Consider the following 16,405-nt stretch of genomic DNA (forward strand, 5'->3'; position numbering starts at 1 on the left):
GCTGCTTTTTATTCATCAAGTAATTGCTGAGCAGCTAAAACCAAAAACATATAATGCGAAGAGCCACCTCCTAGTACATATTCTACCTGTTGCCATAAATATGGAAATTCCAGTAACTCAGGGAAATCGGGTCGGATAAGTGCCGTTCCCGAAACCACTCCGCCCGGAATATAAGACCAGTCAGCACGGTTTAATCCATATCCAACGGTAGCAGAACGGGCTCCAACTCCTGAAGCAAAGGAAGAGGTATTCGAACCGGGATGACAGCCTAAAATAAAATTCAGAGCATTGTAAATGTATTCTGATTTGAAGATATCAGGATAAGAGGTATGTAGGAAATATTGATTAAAACCGAATGCTTGAATATTCCATCCGGCTCCCCAAATATGAGGACGATAAGGAATGCCATAAGGTGTTTCTGTGCCTTGTTCCTCAATCTCATTGCGCAATGTGATCATTGCCTCACGCAATGCTTTTGTAAAGTCTGCATCGTTGATCTTTTTTTCAGCACGGCCAATATACCAGCCAACCGAGCTGATCGCCTGAGTAATAAATTCAGTTTCAGAAAGCAGATAATTTTTGTATTTATCATCACTGGTAGTCAGGTAAAGTTCGGCAGCTGCATGAACTTTGGCCGACTTAGAACGTCCGTCCATTTCGGTAACGTCGAACAAAGCTCTTGCACAATGAAGAGCTTGTGTGCTTAGTGTATCGTTGAATCCTTTTAATACACGTGAAGCAGCAGCCATTTGGGCAGCCGTTGTTAATTCCCTGCGAGGATTGTCTTCCGTAAATACCCAACGGTCATCTTCATTTCCAATTTTATTATCGGTCATGGCCGAAGCATCGCCCAGCATTACATATTGGCGCAGGCCATTACATATAATTCCGCGGTAAAGTCGACCCAGAGAACGGTATCCGCCAACAACAGTAAGTACTCCGTTTTCAACTTGTTGTAGCAGGTCGTTTTTACCGTCGGGTTGATGAATTTCAGTAAGGTGTTTATTTTGATCAATGGAAGTGACATCGTAGTTCACATTAAAAGCTTCGTATGCCAGTGCTAAAATGTAAGACTCTCCGGCTTGAGATTCAACACGAAGATCAAAGTCGCCTGCGTCGTGCCAGCCACCGATGTTTAAGCCCGGAACAACATCTCCCGGACTATAATCTGTAAGAGTTGAAGGTCCTTGTGCATAGCCGTCAATGTGGTTAAAATTAACCGGAGCCATGCGGGCATCGTCCAAATGACATTCGTCATGCCAAACCCGGTATTTCTCGTTTACACGCATGTGACACATTTGAACCGGTAAGAAATATTCTAATACAGGTTGCCAAACACCCCGGTCATAAATGTCGTCGGCAATTCGAAAAACCGAAGAAACAGAATTCCCATAACGAACCTGGTAAAGTCCGGCTTTTTTAATCTTAGAAAAATCAAATTTCAGGTAATTGTAGCGAAGAAATTGCCCCCATTCTTCTCCGGCAACTTTCAATATTTCCTTTTCACCTGAATCCGTAATTTGCACCAGGGTAGGGGTTTCACGTTTAATTTCTCTTTTGTCGAGTTCAATAATAGCAACTTTCTGTTGATTGGTTTGGTAACCAATTTGAGAAGTTTGTACAACAGGTTTATAGTGCCAGTCGTTTACTACATTTGGTGTAATCACCCACTTAACAACTTCTTTGGTTTTACCTGCAGAAATTTCACTTCTGACAACGAACCATCCATTGTTGTGATTCATTCTTCCGTCATAGAGTTTCAACTCCGTTCCTTTACTTTCAATGGTGAATTTATTGTAAGGATCATCAGGACGAACTACAAAGTTATGCCCAACTGCATAAGGTTCAGATACGATATCATCTGCAATTATCGGGCTGTATCCGTTTCCGGCGAGCTGTTCTACAGAAGCTTCTCCATCAGGATTAAAATTGCCCTGATGTTTATGATTAGACGGTTCGTAACGCGTTGGCCCGTTAGGTTGTTGCGGAAAAATCCCTGTCATATCGTCCATAATCCAGGGTTTCCCGAACAAGGTTCCGGGGAAAAGCTCCATGTTAAAACCTACTTTACCAATATATTCCTGAGGGATTGGCCGGTCTAAGTCAACAGTTACGATAACCGAACCACCTTTTCCAACTACATTAACTTTATAATTAAATACCAGGTCAGGATAGATGATCGGATTGAAGCCCGTAACGTGCCGTGAAGAATCAGGGTAACTTAACGACGCGGTAATTGTATTCGTCGTCGGGTCAAGCTTCCGGTCTCTTTGTTTCGGAACAGGTTGCCACTGTCCAGGGGTGGGCTCCAATCGAATATCACCGTTTGTTGCCACACGGTTTCCGTGCATAATTAAAGAGACACCTCCCTGGTGTCCTTCAGGATAGATGTCATCGAAAGCCATTACATCAACTCCGTTATTTTGAAAATAACCGGATGACGTTAATTTAAATTCCTGTGCTCTAAGATTATTTACACATAGTAAACTAAACAGGTATAATATAAAGAATAGTTTGTTCATATTCATTTTTTATAATTATTTAAAACTATCTTAAAGAGAATTTTCTCTTTAAGATAGTTTTATTATTTCATCGCATTATTCATTTAGTAACCAGGATTTTGATCTTCCTGGCTGATTTCGTCATTTTTAATGATTTCATCGGTAGGAATAGGGTAGAGCATACGGTTTGGATTAAAATCGAAACTCCGTTGAGTATAACCTTCATTTTTCGGATATTCATTATTCAAAAATTCTTCGGCCATGTTTGTCCGGCACAAGTCGTACCAGAACGAATATTCAGCTAAGAATTCATGTCGGCGCTCGATTGTTATTGCTACTTTCCAAACATCCGAGGTATATCCTTTTTGAGTTTTGTATGATTGATAATAACTTTCTGCTTCGGGTACATCAACTACATCAGTATTATATTCAATCGGGTAATCTCCCTGGCTTAGCTCAACTTCGAGATTTCCCCATGCGCGGTTACGAATCTGGTTAATGTAAGACCATCCTGTTGAGGCTTCACCTGTTTCAAAACAACATTCAGCATAATTTAACAGCACAGCCGAATAGCGCATCCATTTTGCTGAAATCGGATTCATAACAATACCATCGCTACCCGGTTTCCTTTTCCAAAGTTTAATACTAAAATTATTTGGCATTCGCTCTGAAGAGACAAAATCACCTTCAAATCCTGCACTGGCTCCAATTGTTTGTCCGGTAAATGGGTGGATTTCCCCCTTCTGAACAACTGAATATTTTAATCTTTTATCTCCGTCTTCAAAAGATTTACAAAACTCGTGAGAAACATAAAGTGATCCCCAGCCACCATATTCAGGACTAGCTGTTAAATAGGTGGGCCACCATAAAGCGTCGGTTTGTCCATCTGCCCCCCAGTTCAGGTTCCCGAAATGAGGATAAGAAACCTCCCAAACACTTTCAGAATCCCAGAAATTATCTTCCATATGAATTTGTCCGAAACTAGGATTTAGTGCATATACGTCGCTGTCGATAATATCTTTTAACTCGGTTTTGGCGTCATCAAAACGATCAACATACATATACGCTTGTGCGAGATAGGCTTTTGCCATTCCTCTGGTAATTCTTCCGTATTGATCATTCCAAGGTTGCCAGTCTAATGTTTTCGCCGCAAAATCGAAATCTTCAATAATTAATGCCCAGGTTCCTTCTGTACTTTCTGCACGAGGTTTGCTCGGAGAAGTTGAATACGTTTCGCCCGGCACTAACATTGGGATACGGCCAAAATTTTGCGCCAACCACGAGTAAAAGAAAGCCCTGATTGCTTTACATTCAGCCTCTATTATACTTTTAGTGTTTTGCCCATCCTCAAAAACAGAAGGGTCTGTAACTTCTAAATTTGAAAGAAAACGGTTTGCACGGTCAATGGCTTTGTAGGCTTGTTTCCAACCTTCGTAGAACATATCTTTATCGGCCCGCCATTCGTGGCGCGTAAATTCATTATCCCAACCGGATGCCTGACAGTCGAGTGCCGGATAATTTGAGAAGGCAAGCTGTGGTTTAATGTTCCAGCTTTTTTGAACATCAGTTGCATCGCGCCATTCAGGATAAAACATATCGTAAACACCGTTTAATCCCTGAAGTATCGTTTCTTCACTACTAAACATTGCAGAGGGTTCGAGAATATCGTAATGATCGATTTCCAGAAAATCATTACTACAAGAAAATAACCCAGCCAGTAGTGATAAGCTAATTATATATTTATATATTTTTTTCATACTATTAAAATTGTTTATTTTAAAAGGTATAGTATGGAACTCGCTTGTTTTAATTACGCTCTTAGATGTAATTATTTTATATGCTCGTTTCATAATTTATTTTTTAAGAATGTTATCAGAAACCTAAACTAAGTCCGAATACGTATGTACGAGGAAATGGATAACGACCGCCGTCAAAACCTGTTTGTAATACTTTGCTTGTACCAATTTCCGGATCTCCGGCATCATAACCGGTTATGGTAAACAGGTTTTCAATACTAGCAAATAAGCGCAGATTTTCCATTTTCAGGCCTTGAATATTGCTTTTCTGGAATGTATAACCTACCTGAAGGTTTTGAACTTTTAAAAAGTCTCCGTTTTTAATAAAAGCATCTGAAACCTGTCCGTTGTGGTTGGCATCCTGTTTTGTAAGTCGCGGATATTCATTATTCTTATTGTTTTCGGACCATGCGTTTTGTGCATAGTCAACAAGAACATTTCGATAACCTCCTGCGGCTATGTACATACTTGTTTGGTTTTTATAGGCATAAGACAAAATTTCCTGTCCTAAAACTCCATAAGCCGATAAATTAAGGTCCCAGTTTTTATAAGCTAAAATAAGGTTCAATCCAAAATTAAGTGTAGGGTAACCATCACCAATGATTTCCCTGTCCTGATCGCCAATCCATCCGTCATCGTTAAGGTCTTTGTATTTATAATCGCCTGGTTGCGTGCTTGCTGATTGATAATAGCCACTATTGTTTTCAGGATCAACGTTTGCATTCAAGGCGTCAATTTCGCTTTGGTTTTGGAAAATTCCGTCAACACGCCAGCCATAAAATGATCCCACAGGATAGCCGTTTCTGGTTAACGAGTAGCGATCCCAATAATCGCCATCTGCAACATCTTCGTTAAAGTAGATATCGTTACCAACATCAATTGCCTCATTTTTAAGTGTTGCACCGTTTAGCCGGATATTTATATCCCAGTCTCCCATCTGTTTTTGATAGGATGCCATAAACTCAAATCCTGAGTTTCTTATGTGTCCGGCATTTGTGTATATATCAATATATCCGGTTGAAGGACGTAACGGACGGTTTAATAACAGATCCTTCGCATCTCTGATAAAATAATCAAATGAAAAATTGAGGCCATTATCCAGAAAACCTAAATCCAAACCGATATTGGTTTGTTCGTTGGTTTCCCATTTTAAATTGGTGTCTATCTCTCGAACCTGAGCAAGACCCGGAGCAATAGATTCGCTACCATCCACAAAATGATAATAAGCGATTCTGTTTGAAGACAGCTGATCAACCGAAAGGTTTGTAGAATTACCTGCGTTACCGGTTTGTCCCCAACCCAAACGTAATTTTATGTTACTGAATAAGTCACTATCCTTCATAAAATTTTCTTCGGTTAAACGCCAGGCTAACGAAGCTGAAGGAAAAGTTCCGTAACGGTTACCGGCTCCAAAATTTGATGATCCGTCTTTACGAACTGTGGCTGTGAATAAATAACGGTCCAGTAAGGAGTAATTTACCCGCCCAAAAAACGATTGGCCACGCGATTCTCTTCCCAATCCTCCACCAGCGTTAATTGAGCTTGTGTTATTTGTCAGTTCTATTCTCCGTATTGTTTCGGCAGGGAAATCCAGTGCACTGGCATTGATGTCCTGCGGTACATATTTTGATACAGAGTGTCCGGCCATAAGGTTTAAGCGATGTTTGTTGTCAATTTTAATATCGTAAGTCAGGTAACTTTCCACTGAATATGAAATGTTTTGATACTGTGATATATTGAACCCATCAGGTCGGTCTATTGACAAATAGGTGCGGTCATGTTTCATATTATAACCATGATAGGAACCACCAGAATAGTTTAAACCTCCAATTGTTTTAAATACAAGACCTTCTGCAATATCAAATTCCAGATAAGCATTTGTAACCAATCTGTTGCTATAGTTCTTACTGTCGCGGGTTTCTGCCTGCGCAACCGGATTGTCCTGTCCTTTATTGGTGTCGCCGTTACCTTCGCGTTTAAAATGGCCCCAGGTCCCATCTGGGTATTGAACCGGAACATTTAGTAAGTTTCCGTTCTCGTCAACGTCGTCCATTGTTGGAATGATAGCCGCATAGTTCTGAAGGTTGCCGCCACCATAACGCTCATTACGCATGAAAGAAAGGTTAATGCCTGTACGAATAAAATCTTTTATTTTATGATCGATATTGGCACGGGCTGTAATACGTTTGAAGTTGGAATTAATAATAATTCCATCGTTATTTAAATAGCCCACCGACATAAGTGCCTGAGTGCTTTCACTTCCCCCGGAAACATTTACATTGTAATTCTGTTGCAGGGCTACCTGAGTCATTTCGTCCTGCCAGTCAATACTATTCAGCTCTTTATCATAGTTAATCCATGCATCGTTTGTTAATATATTTCCATCGTTTGCGGCTGCCTGTCGTGCTGCTTTAACAAACTGTTCTGCATTCATCATATCTAACTTATTGGCGAGTGTTTGTACGCCAAAATTTGCTGTCAGCTTAATATTGGTAGGTCCGTTCGATCCTTTTTTCGTGGTAATAAGAATTACCCCATTTGCACCCCGGGCACCATAAATGGCAGTTGCAGAGGCATCTTTTAAAACTTCTATTGATTTTACATCGTTTGGATTAAGAAACTCGATACTTGAGCCAACTTGCATGCCGTCAACCACAAATAGCGGATCGGCAGAGTTATTAACAGTAGCAACACCACGAATACGAATCGTAGCATCGCCTGAAGGATCGCCTGAATTGCGGATTACTGATACTCCGGCAGCAACTCCCTGTAATCCTTGTCCGATGTTAACCGGATTTCGTTTCATCATATCTTCCGAATCAACTGAAATCACAGATCCGGTTACATCACTCTTCTTAACGGTTCCATATCCAATTGCTACAACTTCTTCGATGCCGATTGCATCAACTTTTAACGTAACGTTTACAGTAGATTGATTGCCCACAAAAATTTCCTGGGTTGTCATCCCTACAAACGAGAATATGAGCGTAGCATTCTCAGGGATATTTGGGAGGTTATAACTACCATCCATGTCTGTAACCGTTCCTTGTGTAGTACCTTTTATTATAACAGTTACTCCTGGCAATGGCTCACCGGTTTCATCTTTAACAGATCCTGAAACAGTCTTTTGTTGTTGCGACAGAATTTCTTCATCTTTTTCAATTTCACCTTCTTTTGATAATAAGATTAACTTATCCTCAAAAAACTTGTAAGTTACGTCGGTCCCCGCAAAAATATTATCAAGAACCTCTTCCACTAACTTGTCTTCCATGTTTACGTTTACTTTCCGGTTAACATCAACTTGTTCATTTTTATAAAAAAACCGGAATTCACTTTGCTCTTCGATAGTTGTTAGTACATCTACAATTTTTTGATTATGGGCATCAACCGATAACTTTGTTGTTTGCGAATAAACCGATGCCGTTACCTGCATCATGCCAACAAAAAGTAGAATCACAGATAATTTCATAATTCGAAATAGTTTATGCCATCCGGTGCCCGGATAACATGGTTTAGCTTTTTTTTTCATAAATTTGCTTTGATATTAAATTATTACTATTGGTGTTAGCGCACCATTTAATTTATTTCCAAAGCCGTTGGATGTTAGCGCATCTTTCGGCTTTTGTTTTGTTCTGGTTTAGTTTATGTCATATGTTTCCTCCTATTTTTTTTGAATGATTATTTTTTGACCTTTTATTTCGTATTTTATTGGGTGCGTATGTTGAATAATGTTCAGGATTTCGAGGATGGTTTCATTTTTAATTGTTCCGGTGTAATGTTCATCAAGGATCGTTTTATCAATGACTTCAATATTTACCCCAAATTTTCTTTCCAACAGTTTTATCAGATCGGCAAAAGACATATTCAGGAATATGAGCTTATTGTCCTTCCAGGAGGTAAACAGGCGGGTATCTACTTCTTCGATATAGAGTTTTTTATTGGTTTTATTGTACGCCAATTGTTCGCCGGGTTTTAAAACAACGTTTCGCTGTAGTTTGAACTGTTCGGTTGAAAGCACCTGAACAGAACCTTCTTCTAGTGTAGTGACAACTGTCTCCTCGTCTTTATAGGTTTTTACATTAAACTGGGTTCCAAGTACCTTCACGTCGTAATAGGGCGTGTGTACAATAAAAGGCTTTTCTTCGTTCCGTTCCACATCAAACCAAGCTTCGCCATCAATAAACACTTCACGCAAATTACTTTCTGCATTTACATCGTATTTTATTTCAGAGCCGGCATTTAAATATATCATTGTTCCGTCGGGTAAAATGGTTTGTGCTACTGATCCGGCCGGTGCAATAGAAGTCATATAAACGGGCACTGCTGGTTTAAAATAAGGCTTAACTAAATTGGTAATTAGTAAGCCTAAAGCCAAAATTGCTGCCACCCTGGTCCATGTAACTATGCGTAACCTTTTCTCTATGTTGTTTGGGTGGGCAGCAATCCGGTTTTTAAAGCGTTCCCATTCTTGGGAAGTTTTGGCAATTTCTGATGCATTGGCCAAAGAGGCTTCCCATAAGTCTTTTATTTCGGTATAATAGCGGGTGTTTTTTTTCGATTTTGCCATCCAGTTGTATAGCCTTTCTTTTTCCTGGAGACTAATTTCACCGTCAAGTTTTGCTATTATTAATGATTTTATAGATTGCTTTTCCTGCATTATTTCTATTGTATATTACTGTGACACTTAAGTTGTTGACAACCCTACCTTTTCTTCAATATTTTTTAAAAACTTCAAAGCAGATTCTTTCAAAGCCTTGTTTCGCGCAGTGTTCCGGGCGAGGTTCTTTATTTATAGTTCAAAAGAAGAAGATTGAAAACGGGATGCTTATGGTACCTTTTTATAGAGCCTTGAACTTTATGCTTTGAACCCGCTTTCAAAGCTTTGTAATTAAGACCATCAACAGTACTCCTAAATAATCTGCCAAATTGCAGCGAAGGATAAAGAGAGCCTTTGAAATATGTTTTTCAACTGTTTTCACAGAGATATTAAGCTTTTTTGCTATCTCTTTGTTTTTCAGGTTTTCGAAACGGCTGAGCTTGAAAACTTCACGACATTTATCGGGCATACTTTCGATCACTTCGTTGATTTTTTCCTCAAGTTCCAGCTCTATTAAACTATAATAGGGGCTATCTGAATTTTTGTAAACCTGCTTTTCAAGTTTCGAAATTTTGTTTTGAATTTCAGCTTCAGCAGATTGTTTAATTGATAGATGACGGTTGTAATTCAAACAACTATTTTTAACCGCTTGATATAAATAAGCTTTGGGTGATTGCTTTATTTCAAATTGATCGGCTTTTTCCCACAAAGCGAAGAAAGCATCCTGTACCAAATCGCGTGACACCTGCATATCACCAAGAAACTTGTTGGCAAACAATACCAGTCGACCATGATAATTAAAAAACAGTTCCTCAAAAATGACCAGATCCCTGTTTCTTATCCCGGATATGACTCGTTTATTTTCGATTTTAGTTAAGTTTTGGTTTTAGCATAATGGCAAATATTGTTGCCCTGGCTTTACTATCAAGAAGGGCATTTTTGGAGATTGCCGGAAGAAGACAGATTATATTCTTGTGCGTTGAGAGCAAAAGGCAGTAATAGTACAACCGAGCAAAATAGTAGAAATAATTTGTTCATCGTATTAGGTTTATTTGTATTGGTTTATTAACGCTTCGCAGATAGTTTCGTTCTTGATCCTTACATGCTTACACGTTATGGAGTCAAAATTATAAAAAATTGTATTATATACAATAAGTGGGGTGAAAAATGGAAATGCTCGAACTTCGAGTCTTTTTATATCTAGGGGAATAATCTTTTCTTTATAGGATTGTTACCTTGTTGTAGTATGTGTAAGTAGTTTATTATGTGGTTATTGAGGAGTCAAAAAACATAACAGCTGAAAACAGTACTGCTTACATTCTAGGTTGGTTAAAGAAGCTAAAGAGTGATAAAAAGTTCATCGTAATGGCTTCCGGTTTAGCTCAAAAAGCTGTTGGTTATATTCTCGATCATCAGGATTCCAGCTTCAAGCCAGTACTGAAGATAAAGAAACCTCAAATTGTGTATACTTCAATTAGTTTCTAATCTGAAATTTTCTGCAGGTAGCAGAAATCTCAAACATAACCTGGAGAGTTTATTTTATCAGCTAAACCAAATAGAATCCATCTCAACAAAACAACTTTACGATAAATCGCTGGAGCTTTTTAATGCAGAGGTACGGAGATCAGGCAGAGGACACGTAGTCTTAATAACAGATCGTTAGTTTGTACTCGATAGTTTTAAAGAGAGATATGGAATAATTCTCTCTTTAAAGACATAACATAAATGAACATGACAACTGATAATTACTTTCGATAGAAAAAGCTCCATCTGCTGCACTAACTTTATTAAACAGATAGGAAAAACCTAAGTTTCATATTAAGCACAGCAGATTATTGAGTTAAAGCCAGAGAGTATTTAGGGCAGAACCCATTATCACGATGTCAGCCACTCAATGCGGAGCATAAATAAAAGTTTATGCAAGTATACGGAATTGATTTATCAATGGAAAAGTTCGATGTGAACTACATCGACCAAAACGGACAAGAGAGAAAAAAGGAAGTGAAGAACAAGTTAAATGGCATATCAAAGTTTTTGGCAACGGTTCCAATCGATGCTGTCCTGTGTGCAGAAAACACGGGAACTTATAGTGATATGTTGGTTTTTCTGAGCAATCAAAGAGGGTTGAGAATAGCCTTAGTTCCAGGTTACACCATCAAGCACAGCCTGGGAATGGTGAAAGGGAAATCGGACTCTGTAGATGCTCGAAGGATAAGAGAGTACGGAGAACGCTTTCATGACAAACTTGTGTTCAAACAATACGACAGGGAAGAGATGGTTGAATTAAAGTCCCTTTACTCTTTACGTTCCCAGTTAGTAAAGTCCCGTAAGATTTTACGCACGGGAGAGCATAGCCGTTCGAATGTCCCGATGCAGAGCCTTAGCGTAAAAAGGCATACAAACCTGGCTTTGGCAAACCTTGATGCAGAAATCAACGAGGTAGAAAAGGAAATAGAGGGCATTATAAAAGCTGATCATGAACTTAACGAGAACTATGAGCTATCGGTGAGTATAAAAGGGGTAGGCCCTGTTATAACAACCGATTTGATAATCAAAACGGGAAACTTCGAAGTCATTAATACGGCTCGTAAAGCAGCATCTTATGCAGGTGTGTGTCCATTCCCTAATGAATCTGGAAAAATGGTTGGAAAAAGGAAAATAAGCCCATTTGCAGACCGAAAACTAAAAGCGCTCTTGTACATGGGGGCAAAATCGGCAGTAAAACACAACACGGAATACCGCCTGTATTATCAAAAGAAACAACTTGAGGGAAAACCTCATTACCTAATAATGAATAATGTTTCAAACAAAATGCTTAGAACAATTTACAGTGTGGTAAAGAACAAAACACCATATAGTCTGGACTATGTTTGTCCTGACCCGAGAGAATTAGAAAATAGTAACAGCTCCTCTAAAAAAGTGGCTTAAAAACTTGTAATTTATTAGAGTATATGAAAATGGAAGTCCGGTTCGTTATCCGATAAGACTTTCTGAATTTGAAGAGCGGCCACGATTTCATCATTCTCAAAGTGCTGAAAGAGAACTGCAAATATCCTCACCCATGATTGACGAGTTTCAGTTAGCTCAATGGGCGAGGGATGTAAATCGGTTAATTGAGCGAACTAATCGGCGTAAAAAGGAACCAGCTATGAAATATAAGGTGAAGAATAGAGATCGGGGAATGAGTCTTTAATATTAATTATTGTTGGGAGTTTCCTTATTAGCGGATTCTCTATACTTAGAAGCTAATCAACAAATCCAAATATAAAAAAATGGATTGTCAAATGACTATAATTAAGCTGCACTCATAAATTAGTTTAATACAAAAAATACTTTTAAATTTATGAATTAAATACATTGTAATGAAAGATTTAAATGAGTTGCTTGATTCATTTTTAATGTTCATCCCTCAGGTTGGTTTGGGGCTTTTAATCCTGTTGGTTTTTGTTTTAATTTCATGGCTATTTAAAAGTATTATCACTAAACGTATAAAACCTAGAACTAAAAATCCATTACTCGCTGAGTTTTTTGGAAAAGTAATTGCCTTCATTTTTTCTCTGATTGGTTTCATATTTTTTCTCCATATTGTTGGACTAGGTCGTATTGCTACCTGGAATTCAGACCCGAACTACCCATTATTGCTGTAACTGCCCATGCTGCATCCGGCGATGAGGAAAAAGTCCGTAATGCCGGCTGCGATGGATATCTTGCCAAACCTTTTGACCGCAATAAGTTAATTTCTCTTCTTAAAAATTGTTGCATGTAAGTAAAGCTCGACTTTTACATCAGGTTCCGAAATTTTATTTCAAAATATTCATCAACGAAATAAAATCATTTGAAACTAAAATTATGGCATTCCGGTTTTTCTTAAGTATTTTTGTTTCATGGAGAACGGAAATGATACCGATGTGGCGTAGAAAAATAAATGATTATTTTGTGTCATATTTGTACCATAAGTTCCTAAAGAGCTGATAATCATGTGTGGTTATTTTTGAAGAAGTGAAATAAATTCATCATTATAACAGATAACAGAAGGCCCTGATCGATTTTTTTCGGTCAGGGCTTTTTCAATATCATAGCCTCAGTTGGGTATCCAGCGGTTTTACATCCGGCTTTTGTTTCATTCGTGCAGGAATGCAGTCGACTACTTCATTCAGCAGCAGCTGAACCAGCTTTTTAAGCCCGGTTGTTCGCAGGTAAGCGGCGCTGATCTCCCTGACCGGAGTTTCGCCTTCAATCTTTTTGATCATATTCTCATAGTCCGACGGGATGTTGATGGTGGCCAGTTCAGGAATAAAGGTCATGCCGCCCTGGTTCTCAACAATCCGCTTTAACGATTCGATGGAGTACGAAACATAGCGAAATGCGAGATCGCTGTCTTTCGGGTCGGGAATCCGGCAAAACGAATTGACCTGGTTTTGAAAACAATTTCCCTCCCGGAGATACCAAAGCTCGTTCCGGGGCAATAGTTCGAGCTTGACTGAATCCTGCGCGAACAAATGATGATGCTCCGACACATACAGAAAAAACTGTTCATAAAACAGGGGAACAAAACCAATATTTTTCGCTTTCAGCGGGGTCGACAGGATTCCGGCATCCAGTTCGTTGTAAGTCAGCCGGTTAATAATATCTTCGGTATTTAATTCGGTAAGGTCGAGAAATAATTTGGGATATTTTCGGTTTAGTTGCTTGATAAACAGGGGAGTCAGGTAAGGGGCTAGGGTGGGAATGATGCCAATCCGAAGGGTTCCTTCGACCTGCTCCTCCATTTCGAGGCTTAACTGTCCCAGGTCTTCTACCAGTTGTATAATTTTTAGCGCTTTCTCATAAAACAATTCGCCCTCGGCAGTCAGCGCCAATGGCTTTTTGGTTCGGTCAATCAGTTGGTATTCGAATTCCTCTTCGAGTTTCCGGATCTGAAGGCTCAGCGCCGGCTGGCTGATGTTTAACCGGTTGGCCGACTTCGAGAAACTTTTGTTCCGGGCCAATTCAATAAAGTATTTTAATTGATTGATATTCATGAATTATAATTACAACTAATAGGGATATAAAATTAATAAATAATGATTGTAATATCTTTGAATAAAGAAAATAAAAACAAGATAAGTCGAACAATTTAAAACGAAACGATATGAAAACCTTAGAAAAAAGCAACCTGAAAAATGATGTATTGGTAGATGGATTAAACGGGTTTTTAGCCGATCTGCAAATTTTCTATCAAAACCTGCGGGGATTGCACTGGAATGTTAAAGGATCAATGTTCTTTGTCTTACATGCCAAGTTTGAAGAGTACTACAACGAAACATCTGAGCTGATTGACGAAGTAGCCGAACGCATCCTGATGATTGGCGGAGAACCGGTCCATGCCTTTTCGGACTATCTGAAAGTAGCCGGGCTACCCGAAGTAAAGCAGGTGAGCGACGGACGAAAAGCCGTGGGCGTGGTCATCACCCAGTCAGAATGGCTTCTTGCCAAAATGAAAAACCTGCAGGCGGTAGCCGCCAACCAGAACGATGAAGCCACTAATGCGCTGTTCAGCGATGCCATTAGCGAAACCGAAAAACGCATGTGGATGCTGAGAACATTTCTGAGTTAAGGGGAAAAATAACCAAAAACAAGCGGCGGCTGTTTCTTTTGAGACAGCCGCTACGCCTTTTAAAAGATAAATTCTTTTATTTCTTCTTCTTCCGTTAACTCCTCGTTCGAGATGGTTAACGCGGTTTCAATCAGTGCCAGGTGCGAGTATGCCTGCGGAAAGTTTCCCAGCATCCGTTTGGTTTCAAAATCCAGGTCTTCGCTGTAAAGGCCCAAATGGTTGGCATACTGAAGCAAAGTCCGGAACTTTTCGACCGCTTCTTTTTTTCGGCCGATTTTGTACAGGCTGTTGGTTAGCCAGAACGAGCAAATCGTAAAAGCCGATTTGGGAATTCCGAAATCATCCCGGTTTTTGTACCGGTACATCAAGCCGTTGTATTCCAGATCCTTTTGAACAGCCAGTACGGTGTCAACAAAGCGTTGATCTTCAGCGGAGATAAAACCGTACGTTTCCATGAGTAATACCGACGCGTCGAGGTCGTCGGCGCCGTAGGCCTGGGTAAACGATTTTTTTGTCTCCGACCAGGCATGGCGGTGGATATCGGCTTTAATCTCGTCGCGTAAATCGGACCAGGGCCTGACATACAGCGTTCTTTTCAGCAATTCGGCAATCCGGACGGCCCGGTCGACCGCTACCCAGCACAGCACTTTGCTGAAGGTGAAATGTTTGTTCTCACTGCGAATCTCCCAGATTCCCCGGTCGGGTTTTTTCCAGTTGGTTTCAACCACCTTAATTATGTTTCGGACGATGGTCCAGAGTTCCTCGCTGTGTTCAAGCGTATCGGAAAATAATTCAAAATGTTGCAGGATCACATCCAGCAAAATCCCGTAGATATCGTTTTGTTTTTGTTTGTAGGCAGCATTGCCGATGCGGACCGGAACGGAATTTTCGTAACCCGAAAGATGAGGCAGTTCGTATTCGGTCAGTTTTTTTTCTCCGCGTATGCCGTACATGATTTGTATTTTTTCGTCCTTGTCGGGCAAAATATCCATGATGAAGTTCAGGTAGCGTTTGGCCATCCGGTGATGTCCCAGTGTGTTCATGATTTTTACCACCATTGAGGCGTCCCTGATCCAGCAAAAACGATAATCCCAGTTCCGTTCTTCTCCGGCCGTTTCGGGGAGCGAGGTGGTGAGGGCTGCCAGGATGGCCCCGCTTTTGTCGAAACTGAGCATCTTCAGGGTCAGCGAACTGCGGATAATGATCTCGTTGTATTTTTTATACGAGGTGGTCCGCTCCGACCAGTTCAGCCAGTAAACCTTGGTTCGTTCCAGCTTTAAATAGCTTCGTCTCACCGTCTGCTTTAGTAATTTCTGGTTATAACTCAGCAGACAAAAATTGTCTTTCGAAAGTTTAACCGGCGTTTCCTTCAAAATGGCTTGCAAGTCGAAACCCGAATACAGGTAAAGCGAGTCGTAAGGGCCTTTTTCGGTCACCGATTTGATATAGTCTTCCTCGATCACGTGTCGGGTGGGGTGCCGCGCGTATTCCAGCCTGGGTTGATACCGGATTACCAGTTCGGGTTCGCCCGAAATATATCGGAAATAGCGCACAATGTCGGGCGGGATGTAATAGCTGCCGGTATTTTCCTCGCGATACCGGGGCATGAAGTCATGCAGCTCAAAAACGCCATCGGAACAGGTGAACCGGGTGACCAGGATGTTGGTATGAGGGACATAACACTGGTCGATCTTTTCGCCATGTAGAGGTAACACCTCGAAACTTCCTCCCTTTTGGTCGTCAAGTATTTTGGCAAATACCGACGATGAATCAAATTGAGGCAGGCAAAGCCATTCTATGGATCCGGTTTCCGAAACCAGCGCCGCGCTTTTGCAATTGCCTATTACACCGTAATTTAAGTTCTTCATAACCTGATTAAGCTTAAACGTAAAACAGAAAAGGTTTAGCTGATATT

The 16,405-nt window shown here is 40.1% G+C and carries 11 protein-coding genes; 4 read left to right on the forward strand and 7 right to left on the reverse strand.

Annotation, left to right across the window (positions count from 1 at the left end; all coding sequences use genetic code 11):
* Nucleotides 1–8: 8 nt before the first annotated feature.
* The 5 genes from ACOIT5_RS12965 to ACOIT5_RS12985 form a co-directional block, all read right to left on the reverse strand.
* Entirely contained in the window at nucleotides 9–2,522 is a 2,514-nt protein-coding gene (locus ACOIT5_RS12965; protein WP_423126580.1) for a glycoside hydrolase family 9 protein, read from the reverse strand.
* 83 nt (nucleotides 2,523–2,605) lie between these two features.
* The gene (locus ACOIT5_RS12970) at nucleotides 2,606–4,351 is read right to left on the reverse strand and encodes a RagB/SusD family nutrient uptake outer membrane protein (RefSeq protein WP_423126581.1); all 1,746 of its coding nucleotides are present in this window, start codon (nucleotides 4,349–4,351) and stop codon (nucleotides 2,606–2,608) included.
* Between the two features lie 22 nt (nucleotides 4,352–4,373).
* Nucleotides 4,374–7,826, reverse strand: a complete 3,453-nt coding sequence (locus ACOIT5_RS12975; protein WP_423126582.1) for a TonB-dependent receptor — start codon at nucleotides 7,824–7,826, stop codon at nucleotides 4,374–4,376.
* A 132-nt stretch (nucleotides 7,827–7,958) separates the two neighbouring features.
* Nucleotides 7,959–8,864, reverse strand: a complete 906-nt coding sequence (locus ACOIT5_RS12980; RefSeq protein ID WP_168136386.1) for a FecR family protein — start codon at nucleotides 8,862–8,864, stop codon at nucleotides 7,959–7,961.
* A gap of 307 nt (nucleotides 8,865–9,171) precedes the next feature.
* Nucleotides 9,172–9,762: an RNA polymerase sigma-70 factor gene (locus ACOIT5_RS12985; protein ID WP_423130616.1), complete on the reverse strand. Its 591-nt coding sequence runs from the start codon at nucleotides 9,760–9,762 to the stop codon at nucleotides 9,172–9,174.
* A gap of 1,049 nt (nucleotides 9,763–10,811) precedes the next feature.
* On the opposite strand from ACOIT5_RS12985, the gene ACOIT5_RS12990 reads away from it, so the two are divergent.
* From ACOIT5_RS12990 to ACOIT5_RS13000, 3 genes are all read left to right on the forward strand, one after another.
* On the forward strand, nucleotides 10,812–11,822 hold the full coding sequence (locus ACOIT5_RS12990; RefSeq protein WP_423126583.1) for an IS110 family transposase: 1,011 nt from the start codon (nucleotides 10,812–10,814) through the stop codon (nucleotides 11,820–11,822).
* Nucleotides 11,823–12,256: 434 nt separating this feature from the next.
* The gene (locus tag ACOIT5_RS12995; RefSeq protein ID WP_423126584.1) at nucleotides 12,257–12,541 is read left to right on the forward strand and encodes a hypothetical protein; all 285 of its coding nucleotides are present in this window, start codon (nucleotides 12,257–12,259) and stop codon (nucleotides 12,539–12,541) included.
* Nucleotides 12,532–12,660: a hypothetical protein gene (locus ACOIT5_RS13000; RefSeq protein WP_423130617.1), complete on the forward strand. Its 129-nt coding sequence runs from the start codon at nucleotides 12,532–12,534 to the stop codon at nucleotides 12,658–12,660. Before ACOIT5_RS12995 ends, ACOIT5_RS13000 begins: the two co-directional genes overlap by 10 nt.
* Before the next feature lie 307 nt (nucleotides 12,661–12,967).
* Here the strand turns inward: ACOIT5_RS13000 and ACOIT5_RS13005 are convergent, their stop codons facing one another.
* Nucleotides 12,968–13,915 carry a LysR family transcriptional regulator gene (locus ACOIT5_RS13005; protein WP_423126585.1) on the reverse strand — a complete coding sequence of 316 codons (948 nt, stop codon included), beginning with the start codon at nucleotides 13,913–13,915 and terminating at the stop codon, nucleotides 12,968–12,970.
* Nucleotides 13,916–14,025: 110 nt separating this feature from the next.
* Between ACOIT5_RS13005 and ACOIT5_RS13010 the strand changes: the two genes are divergently transcribed.
* Nucleotides 14,026–14,490, forward strand: a complete 465-nt coding sequence (locus tag ACOIT5_RS13010; protein WP_423126586.1) for a Dps family protein — start codon at nucleotides 14,026–14,028, stop codon at nucleotides 14,488–14,490.
* Nucleotides 14,491–14,549: 59 nt separating this feature from the next.
* On the opposite strand, the gene ACOIT5_RS13015 is transcribed toward ACOIT5_RS13010, so the two are convergent.
* Entirely contained in the window at nucleotides 14,550–16,358 is a 1,809-nt protein-coding gene (locus ACOIT5_RS13015) for a glycoside hydrolase family 15 protein (protein WP_423126587.1), read from the reverse strand.
* Nucleotides 16,359–16,405: the final 47 nt, after the last annotated feature.

The sequence above is a fragment of the Gaoshiqia hydrogeniformans genome (assembly GCF_049347105.1).
GTDB lineage: Bacteria > Bacteroidota > Bacteroidia > Bacteroidales > Prolixibacteraceae > Gaoshiqia > Gaoshiqia hydrogeniformans.

Bases quoted from the DNA above. Each gene is read 5' to 3' on its own strand.
- ACOIT5_RS12965 (WP_423126580.1), bottom strand. From the start codon at position 2,522: ATGAACAAACTATTCTTTATATTATACCTGTTTAGTTTACTATGTGTA.
- ACOIT5_RS12970 (WP_423126581.1), bottom strand. From the start codon at position 4,351: ATGAAACGAGCATATAAAATAATTACATCTAAGAGCGTAATTAAAACA.
- ACOIT5_RS12975 (WP_423126582.1), bottom strand. From the start codon at position 7,826: ATGAAAAAAAAAGCTAAACCATGTTATCCGGGCACCGGATGGCATAAA.
- ACOIT5_RS12980 (WP_168136386.1), bottom strand. From the start codon at position 8,864: ATGGCAAAATCGAAAAAAAACACCCGCTATTATACCGAAATAAAAGAC.
- ACOIT5_RS12990 (WP_423126583.1), top strand. From the start codon at position 10,812: ATGCAAGTATACGGAATTGATTTATCAATGGAAAAGTTCGATGTGAAC.
- ACOIT5_RS12995 (WP_423126584.1), top strand. From the start codon at position 12,257: ATGAAAGATTTAAATGAGTTGCTTGATTCATTTTTAATGTTCATCCCT.
- ACOIT5_RS13005 (WP_423126585.1), bottom strand. From the start codon at position 13,915: ATGAATATCAATCAATTAAAATACTTTATTGAATTGGCCCGGAACAAA.
- ACOIT5_RS13010 (WP_423126586.1), top strand. From the start codon at position 14,026: ATGAAAACCTTAGAAAAAAGCAACCTGAAAAATGATGTATTGGTAGAT.
- ACOIT5_RS13015 (WP_423126587.1), bottom strand. From the start codon at position 16,358: ATGAAGAACTTAAATTACGGTGTAATAGGCAATTGCAAAAGCGCGGCG.